This is a genomic window from Streptomyces sp. NRRL S-37, assembly GCF_000721605.1.
GTDB lineage: Bacteria > Actinomycetota > Actinomycetes > Streptomycetales > Streptomycetaceae > Streptomyces.
Genome location: NZ_JOIZ01000170.1, coordinates 1 through 209, shown reverse-complemented (window position 1 = coordinate 209; position 209 = coordinate 1). Strand labels below are relative to the sequence as shown.

The 209-nt window shown below is 70.3% G+C and carries 1 pseudogene; it reads left to right on the top strand.

What is annotated here, in order from left to right:
• Positions 1-209: pseudogene (locus IH50_RS43105) on the top strand (hypothetical protein); the annotation flags it as partial.

The following is a 209-nucleotide window of genomic DNA, read 5'->3' as shown; positions in this document are numbered from 1 at the left end:
GGTGTCGCGGGCCCGGCGCAACGGGTCGCCGTCGTCGGACCGGCCGGCGGCCGAGCCGTCTGGTGGCCGGCTGCGGGAGAGTGAGCGGGCGGAGCTGGATCGGTTGCGGGCCGAGGCCCGCATCAAGATCGCCACCTGGATCACCGACTTCTACAACACCAGGCGGCTACACAGCGTGTGCGGCTTCAAGAGCCCGATCGACTACGAAC